At 71.0% G+C, this 8,480-nt stretch carries 5 protein-coding genes and 1 pseudogene; 2 read left to right on the forward strand and 4 right to left on the reverse strand.

Annotated features, from left to right (window positions below):
• Nucleotides 1-12: 12 nt before the first annotated feature.
• The gene (gene pta / locus IH80_RS0137405) at nucleotides 13-2,133 is read right to left on the reverse strand and encodes a phosphate acetyltransferase (protein WP_051810346.1); all 2,121 of its coding nucleotides are present in this window, start codon (nucleotides 2,131-2,133) and stop codon (nucleotides 13-15) included.
• 275 nt (nucleotides 2,134-2,408) lie between these two features.
• Here pta and IH80_RS0137410 point away from each other — a divergent pair, with 275 nt between their 5' ends.
• Complete coding sequence (locus IH80_RS0137410; RefSeq protein ID WP_030966352.1) at nucleotides 2,409-3,434, forward strand: ATP-dependent 6-phosphofructokinase; 1,026 nt, start codon at nucleotides 2,409-2,411, stop codon at nucleotides 3,432-3,434.
• 316 nt (nucleotides 3,435-3,750) lie between these two features.
• Here IH80_RS0137410 and IH80_RS0137415 read toward each other — a convergent pair whose 3' ends face one another.
• Nucleotides 3,751-4,761, reverse strand: coding sequence for a quinone oxidoreductase family protein (locus IH80_RS0137415; protein ID WP_030966353.1), 1,011 nt, complete (start codon nucleotides 4,759-4,761; stop codon nucleotides 3,751-3,753).
• 101 nt (nucleotides 4,762-4,862) lie between these two features.
• Nucleotides 4,863-5,486, reverse strand: coding sequence for a helix-turn-helix domain-containing protein (locus IH80_RS0137420; protein ID WP_030966354.1), 624 nt, complete (start codon nucleotides 5,484-5,486; stop codon nucleotides 4,863-4,865).
• A gap of 436 nt (nucleotides 5,487-5,922) precedes the next feature.
• Here IH80_RS0137420 and IH80_RS0137425 point away from each other — a divergent pair.
• Nucleotides 5,923-6,159, forward strand: a pseudogene (locus IH80_RS0137425) (thioredoxin family protein); the annotation flags it as partial.
• Here the strand turns inward: IH80_RS0137425 and glgB are convergent.
• Nucleotides 6,149-8,480 (reverse strand): 1,4-alpha-glucan branching enzyme (glgB, locus tag IH80_RS0137430; protein ID WP_234432522.1); only part of this gene is annotated, 2,332 nt, incomplete at its 5' end. The pseudogene IH80_RS0137425 and the gene glgB sit on opposite strands and share 11 nt — an antisense overlap.

Raw genomic sequence — 8,480 nt, forward strand, 5'->3', positions numbered from 1 at the left:
GACCACCAAAATCTACACCTCTCTATTCGTCGGCAGCGTCAGATGTGTATAAGAGACAGGGCCCGGAGCGTCCTGCGCCTGGATCGCCGTGATGGCCACGGTGGTGACGATGTCCTGGACGAGGGCGCCGCGCGAGAGGTCGTTGACGGGCTTGCGCAGCCCCTGGAGCACCGGACCGACCGCGACCGCACCCGCCGAACGCTGCACGGCCTTGTACGTGTTGTTGCCGGTGTTGAGGTCGGGGAAGATCAGCACCGTCGCGCGGCCGGCCACCTCGGAGCCGGGCAGCTTCGTCGCGGCGACCGAGGGCTCCACGGCCGCGTCGTACTGGATCGGGCCCTCGACGGCCAGGTCGGGGCGCTGCTCACGGACGGTCTCGGTGGCCTTGCGCACCTTGTCGACGTCCGCGCCCGAGCCGGAGGTGCCGGTCGAGTACGAGAGCATGGCGATCCGCGGTTCGACGCCGAAGGCGGCGGCGGTCGCCGCCGACTGGACGGCGATGTCAGCGAGTTGCTCGGCGTCCGGGTCGGGGTTGACGGCGCAGTCGCCGTAGACGAGGACCCGGTCGGCCAGGCACATGAAGAAGACCGAGGAGACGATGGACGCCTCGGGCTTCGTCTTGATGATCTCGAAGGCCGGGCGGATGGTGGCGGCGGTGGAGTGCACCGAGCCGGACACCATGCCGTCGGCCAGGCCCCGCTGGACCATCAGGGTGCCGAAGTAGTTGACGTCGGTGACCACGTCGTGGGCCAGCTCGACGGTCATGCCCTTGTGCGCGCGGACCTCGGCGTAGTACTCGGAGAAGCCGTCCCGCAGCGGGGAGGTCGCCGGGTCGATGATCTGGGCGCCCGAGATGTCGACGCCGAGGTCGGCGGCCTTCTTCAGGATCGTCTGCTCGTCGCCCAGCAGGGTCAGGTCGCAGACGCCCCGGCGCAGCACCACGTCCGCGGCGCGCAGCACGCGCTCCTCGGTGCCCTCGGGCAGCACGACGCGTCGGCGGTCGGAGCGGGCCCGCTCCAGCAGCTCGTGCTCGAACATCATCGGGGTGACGCGTTCCGAGCGGGCCACCGACAGCAGCCCGCGCAGTTCGGCGGTGTCCACGTGCCGCTCGAAGAGGCCGAGCGCCGTCTCCAGCTTGCGCGGGGTCGCGGAATTCAAACGGCTCTGCAGCGAGAAGAGTTCGGCGGCGGTCGGAAAGCTGTTGCCGGCCACCGACACCACGGGCGTGCCCGGCGCCAGCTTCGAGGCCAGCGTCAGGATGTCCTTGCCCGGCCGCTCGTTCAGGGTGAGCAGCACACCGGCGATCGGCGGGGTGCCCGAGGTGTGCGCGGCCAGTGCGCCGATGACGAGGTCGGAACGGTCGCCGGGGGTCACGACCAGGCAGCCCGGCGTCAGGGCGTTCAGGAAGTTCGGCAGCATGGCGCCGCCGAAGACGAAGTCCAGGGCGTCGCGGGCCAGGCCCGCCTCGTCGCCGAGGAGCACCTCGCCGCCCAGCGCCCGGGTGATCTGGGCGACGGTCGGGGCGGACAGCGACTTGTCGTCGGGCAGCACGTAGCAGGGCACGGGGAGGCGGGCGGCGAGCCGCTCGGCTATGAGGTCGCGGTCCTCCGCGGCCACCCGGTTGACGACCATCGCGACGACGTGGCAGCCCAGGCTCTCGTACGCGCGGTAGGCGTTGCGGGCCTCGGCGCGGACGGCCTCGGCGGGGTGCTTGGTGCCGCCCACGACGGGCACGACGACCGCGCCCAGCTCGTTGGCGAGGCGGGCGTTGAGCGCCAGCTCGTCGGGGAGGTTGGTCTCCGCGTAGTCGGTGCCGAGGACGAGGACGACCTCGTAGTCGCGGGCCAGCCGGTGGTAGCGGTCGACCAGCTGCGAGACCAGCTCGTCGGTGCCCTTCTCGGCCAGGATCGCCGAAGCCTCGCGGTACTCCATCCCGTAGGCCGTCGAAGCGTCCTGGTCGATCCGGTAGCGGGCCTTGAGCAGGTCGAAGAGGCGGTCGGGTGCGTCGTGGAGCAACGGGCGGTAGACGCCGACCCGTCCCGTCTGCCGGGTCAGGAGCTCCATGATCCCGAGTTCGACGACCTGCCGGCCGTCCCCCCGCTCGATGCCGGTCACGTACACGCTGCGCGTCACGCGTGCTCTCCGTCTCTTCGTGTGGTCGGTCGACCCGGTTGGGATGGCTTGCCCCCTTGACAATACCTCCGCCAATGGATAGGGCGCCCGCCGGAACAAAGGCCCGGTCCGGGGGTCGAAGGTCCTCCGGACCGGGTGGTGCGCAGCGCGCACCACCCCGGGACCATGGAACAATCGGACAGGCGGCACCAATACGCCCTTCGTAGGTGCGGCCGGCGGGCCGCAGGTGTCCTCGCGCACGGCCATGTACGACCAGGAGCAGGAGACACAGCACGATGCGTATCGGAGTTCTCACCGCAGGCGGCGACTGTCCGGGTCTCAACGCTGTCATCCGCTCGGTCGTACACCGGGCCGTGGTCGGTCACGGGGACGAGGTCATCGGCTTCGAGGACGGCTTCAAGGGGCTCCTCGACGGTCACTTCCGCCCTCTCGACATCAACGCCGTCAGCGGCATCCTGGCCCGCGGCGGCACGATCCTCGGTTCGGCCCGCATGGAACGGGCCCGCCTCCACGAGGCCGCCGAGAACGCGCAGGAGCTGGCCACCCGCTACGGCATCGACGCCCTCATCCCGATCGGCGGCGAAGGCACCCTGACCGCCTCCCGCATGCTGTCCGACGCCGGGATGCCGGTCGTCGGCGTGCCGAAGACCATCGACAACGACATCTCCTCCACCGACCGCACCTTCGGCTTCGACACCGCCGTCACGGTCGCCACCGAGGCCATCGACCGCCTCAAGACCACCGCCGAGTCGCACCAGCGCGTGATGGTCGTCGAGGTGATGGGCCGCCACGCGGGCTGGATCGCCCTGGAGTCCGGCATGGCCGGCGGAGCCCACGGGATCTGTCTTCCGGAGCGCCCCTTCGAGGTGGAGGCCCTGGTCAAGATGGTCGAGGAACGCTTCTCCCGAGGCAAGAAGTTCGCCGTCGTCTGCGTCGCCGAGGGCGCACACCCGGCCGAGGGCTCCATGCCCTACGAGAAGGGCGCGATCGACGCCTACGGCCACGAGCGCTTCGCCGGCATCGGCAACCGCCTCGCCGGCGAACTGGAGCACCGCCTGGGCAAGGAGGCCCGGCCGGTCATCCTCGGCCACGTCCAGCGCGGCGGCACCCCCACCGCCTACGACCGCGTCCTCGCGACCCGCTTCGGCTGGCACGCGGTGGAGGCCGTCCACCGCGGAGACTTCGGCAACATGACCGCCCTGCGCGGCACCGACATCGTGATGGCCCCGCTCGCCCACGCGGTCACCGAGCTGAAGACCGTCCCCGAGAACCGCATGTACGAGGCCGAGTCGGTCTTCTGACCCGGCGGCCCGGCCCCGCGCGGCAGCCGCCGGAACGGGCCCTCCGCCCTGCCCGGCCGGACACCGCGTCCCGCTCGCGCCAGGTCCTCCGCCCCTGCCCGGGGGGAACCTAGGTGTTCTGTCCCGGGAGGTTGTGGACGGGTGAGCCAGGTCTCGGCTGAGGGATCTTGAGTGGGTGTGACCGGATGCGCCAGAACCCCGCCAGAACGTGATCCTGGCCTGCTGAGTGCCTGACGCTGTCGGGGATCTTGGCGATGACGGTCGGCCATGCCCCCGACATCTCAGTCTCCAAGATCCCCGACCTCGTCACCCGCGATCAGCTCTGCGTCTCCTCGCGGCGTCCAATAGCGGCCGCATCGGGTACGACGAGCAGCTTGCCGGTGGTACGCCGAGCCTCCAGATCGCTGTGGGCCCGGGCGGCCTCGGACAATGCGTAGCGGCCCGTCACGGTGACCTCGAGCGCCTTGGAGCGCACCCACTCGAACACCTCGGCGGCCCGTCGGAGCAGTTCGGACCGATCGGCGATGAAGTCCCCGAGGCTGGGCCGGATCAGGGTCAGCGAACCGCCGTGGGCGAGCCGAATCGGATCAAACGGCGGCACGGCACCACTTGCCGCGCCGAAGAGCACGAGATGGCCGCGGGTTCGCAGGCTGGCGAGGCTCGCATCGAAGGTGTGCGCGCCGACGCCGTCGAAGACGACCGGCAGTCCCTGACCGCCGTTGAGCCGCCTCACCTCGGCTGCGAGATCGTCCACTGCGGAGGAAAGGATCACCTCAGCGGCCCCGGCACGCTTCGCCAGCTCGGCCTTCGCCGTGGTCGACGTCGTGCCGATCACCCTGCCGCCGAGATGGGTGATGAGCTGGGTCAAAAGCAGCCCCATGCCACCAGCAGCCGCATGCACGAGCACCGTGTCGCCCCCCTGAACCGGGTAGGCGTCCTTGACGAGATAGTGCGCGGTCATGCCTTGCAGGAGCACGGCGGCGGCTGTCTCGAAGCCGAGATCGTCGGGCAGCGGCACCAGCCGGGAGGAGTCCACGACGGCCCGCTCGGCATACGTGCCGGGAATCTCCACCCAACCGACCCGGTCCCCGACTGCGACGTCAGCGACGCCGGGTCCAACTTCGACGACCGTGCCGGCGCCCTCAGCGCCCGGGGTGAAGGGCAGCGGGAGGCTGTACCGGCCTTCGCGGTGGTAGACGTCGAGGAAGTTGACCCCGGATGCGGCGACCTCCACGACCGCCTCGCCCGGACCCGGCCGCGGCTGGTCCACATCGACCTCCTGCAGCACCTCGGGACCGCCCACTTCGTACACCTGAATCGCTCGCATGGCCCTCCAATATCGGCTCATCCCCCACCAACCCCGTTGATGGCGATCCGATTCCCGGCAAGCAGACCAGCCCGCCGCCCCGGCCTGACGAGGCAATACACCTAGGCCGCGCCGCCCGCGAGCTGCCAGAAGTGGTCGACGATCCCGGTGAGGAACTCCCGGCCCGCGTCCCCGTTGCCGGCGTCGCCCTGGCCGCCGCCCCAGCTGAGCGTCGCCACCATCCGCGACTGGTACTCCCCGTGCAGCTGATCCAGCACCCGCTCCAGGTGGTGCTTGGGGATCGGCAGCAGCTTGCCGAGCGGCTTCACGTACGCCTGCCAGCGCGTGGTGACCGCGCTGCGCAACAGCTCTGCCAGTTCCTCGTGCTTCCCGGTCGCCGTCACGAACTGGGCCAGGGTCAGGCCGAGCACCGTGGCCAGGGCGGCGGACTGCCGCTCGTTGCCCTTCCAGCGTCCGGTGTCCTCCATCCTCTGGTAGGAGGCCGTCTCCAGGCCGATCCGTCGGGCCAGTTCGTCCGCGGCCAGCCCCCGGGCCATCCGGTGCTCGCGCAACGTGACGGGTTCGGCGAGCAGTTCCCCCGGCGAACACCACAGGACGCCCGCGAGCGCCGTGAGCTCGGCGGATGACGGCGATATCTCTCCACGCTCCCAGGCCATCACCGTCTCGGGCGCGACGACGAGTCCGTACTGGGCACGCAGGCCGTAGGCGACATGTCCGGGAGCCATGCCCAGGGCCGCGCGCAGGCGTCGCGCGGCGGGGGCATTGAATGGTGGGCTGGAGTGCACACCGCACACCGTAGAAGTGGCCGGGCTTCGCCGCCTACAGACCAAACAAACAAGCCCATACCTCGTAGGAACGTCCTATGAAGTGGGGGTCTTTTGGCGGGTTTTCCGGCGACTGTCCGGTAATCGGTGCACTCGAAGATCCAGTAATGCATAAGGTTCCAGCCAACTCCCCGCAGCGCAATAGCCCTCACACGGCCTCCACGGAATGTGAACCGGAAGCCCTTCCCGTACGTGGTTCCTGTGGGGCCCTCGCATACGGGGGTGGCGAGGGCCCCGCCCCGCCGCACCCCTTGCCCTGACGTCGGTGTCAACGCATACGGTCGGCCCATGCGCATCGGCGAACTGGCGGAACGGGCCGGGACCAGCACCCGGACGCCGCCGGCTCGCCCCGGTGCTGTCCGCGATCGCCGCCGAGGAGGCCGACCGCCTGAAGGTCGTGCAGATCGACGCGGACCGCAACCCCGGGACCCTGACCCGGTACGGGGTGCTGTCCACGCCGACCCTGCTCGTCTTCCGCGACGGCGAACCCGTCCGCCAGATGGTCGGAGCCCGGCCCAAGCGCCGCCTGCTCCGGGAACTGGAGGACCAGCTCGCCCCGGCCCCTACGGCCTGAGCCAGATCGTCGCCAGCGGCGGCAGCGTCAGCCGCAGGCTCGCCGGGCGGCCCTGGGCCGGCACCGGCTCGGGCCGCAGCGGCCGTGCGTGGTGCACTCCGCTGCCGCCGTACCCCTCCAGGTCGGTGTTGAGGACCTCACGCCACAGCGGGACCTCCTCCGGCACCCCGATCCGGTAGCCGTGCCGGACCACCGGCGAGAAGTTGCACACCGCCAGCAGCTGCGAACCGTCCTGGGCGTACCGCAGGAAGGCGAAGACGTTGTCCTCCGCCGCGTCGGCCTCCACCCAGGCGAAGCCCTCCGGCACGGTGTCGCGCTCCCACAGCGCCGGCGTGGCGGTGTACGCGCGGTTCAGGTCCCGGACGAGCTCGCGCACGCCCCGGTGGTCGCCGGCCGCCGCATAGGAGGAGTCCAGCAGCCACCAGTCCGGCCCGTAGCTCTCCGACCACTCCGAGCCCTGGGCGAACTCCTGTCCCATGAAGAGCAGTTGCTTGCCCGGGTGGGCCCACATGAAGCCCAGGTACGCCCGGTGTGCGGCCCGCTGCTGCCACCAGTCGCCCCCGGGCATCTTCGACACCAGCGAGCGCTTGCCGTGCACCACCTCGTCGTGCGAGATCGGCAGCACGTAGTTCTCGCTGAAGGCGTAGATCATCCCGAAGGTCATGTCGTGGTGGTGGTACTTGCGGTGCACCGACTCCTTCGACATGTAGCGCAGGGTGTCGTGCATCCAGCCCATGTTCCACTTCAGGCCGAAGCCCAGCCCGCCGCCGTCCGTCGGCCGGGTCACGCCGTTCCAGGCGGTGGACTCCTCCGCGATGGTCACCACGCCCGGGCAGCGCCGGTACACGGTGGCGTTCATCTCCTGAAGGAACGCCACCGCGTCCAGGTTCTCCCGGCCGCCGTGCTCGTTCGGCGTCCACTCGCCCTCGCTGCGCGAGTAGTCCAGGTAGAGCATCGAGGCCACCGCGTCCACGCGCAGCCCGTCCACGTGGAACTCCTCACACCAGTACACGGCGTTGGCGACGAGGAAGTTGCGGACCTCCTTGCGCCCGTAGTCGAACTCCAGCGTCCCCCAGTCCGGGTGCGCGGCCCGCCGCGGGTCCTGGTGCTCGTACAGGGGCCGCCCGTCGAACTCCGCGAGCGCCCAGTCGTCCCGCGGGAAGTGCGCCGGCACCCAGTCGACGATCACGCCGATCCCCGCCCGGTGCAGCGAGTCCACGAGGAAACGGAAGTCGTCCGGGGTGCCCATCCGCGAGGTCGGCGCGTAGAAACCGGTGACCTGGTACCCCCACGAGCCGCCGAAGGGGTGCTCGGCGACCGGCATCATCTCCACGTGCGTGAAGCCCAGCTCCTTGACGTACGCGGGGAGCTGCTCGGCGAGCTGCCGGTAGGACAGGCCGGGCCGCCAGGACGCCAGGTGCAGTTCGTACACCGAGAAGGGGGCCTGGTGCGGGGCCCGTGCGCCGCGCCGCGCCATCCAGTCCGCGTCCTGCCACTCGTACTCCGAGGCCGTGACCACCGAGGCGTTCGCCGGGGGGACCTCGGCGGACCGGGCCATCGGGTCGGCCCGCAGCGTGTGGCTGCCGTCCGGGCGCGTGATGTCGTACTTGTAGAGCGTCCCGGCGCCCACCCCGGGCAGGAAGAGCTCCCAGACGCCGCTCGCGCCGAGGGAGCGCATCGGATGGGCGACGGAGTCCCAGTACGAGAAGTCCCCGGCGACCCGGACCCCCTGCGCGTTCGGCGCCCACACCGTGAACCGGGTCCCGGCCACCCCCTGGTGCTCCATGGGCTGCGCGCCCAGCGCCGTCCACAGCTGTTCGTGGCGGCCCTCGCCGATCAGGTGCAGGTCCAGCTCGCCGAGGGCGGGCAGGAACCGGTAGGGGTCGTGGACCTCGATCTCGTCGTTCTCGTACGCCACCAGCAGCCGGTAGTCGGGCACCGCGGTGAGCGGCAGCAGCCCGGAGAACAGCCCGTCGCCGTCGTCGTGGAGCTCGGCCCGCAGCCCCTTGGCGACGACCGTGACCGCCTTGGCGTACGGGCGGAGCATCCGGAAGGCCACCCCGCCGCGCTGCGTGCGCGCGCCCAGTACCGCGTGCGGGTCGTGGTGACGGCCCTCCAGCAGCCGGGCCCGTTCCTCGGCGCCGAGCGCCGGCGCCGGCCGGACCCCGCGCGGAGGGGCGGCGCGGCGGGCCCGGGGAGTGCGGGGCTTCTTGGCCGCCGGGGCGGCGGCGGGTACGGCTTCGTCGCGGACGGTCGGTGACGGCTGTCGTGCGGCGCTCACGCGAGCGGCCTCCTCGGGGGCTTCGGGTGGGGGTGCGGGT

It is taken from the genome of Streptomyces sp. NRRL S-378 (genome assembly GCF_000720645.1).
Lineage (GTDB): Bacteria > Actinomycetota > Actinomycetes > Streptomycetales > Streptomycetaceae > Streptomyces.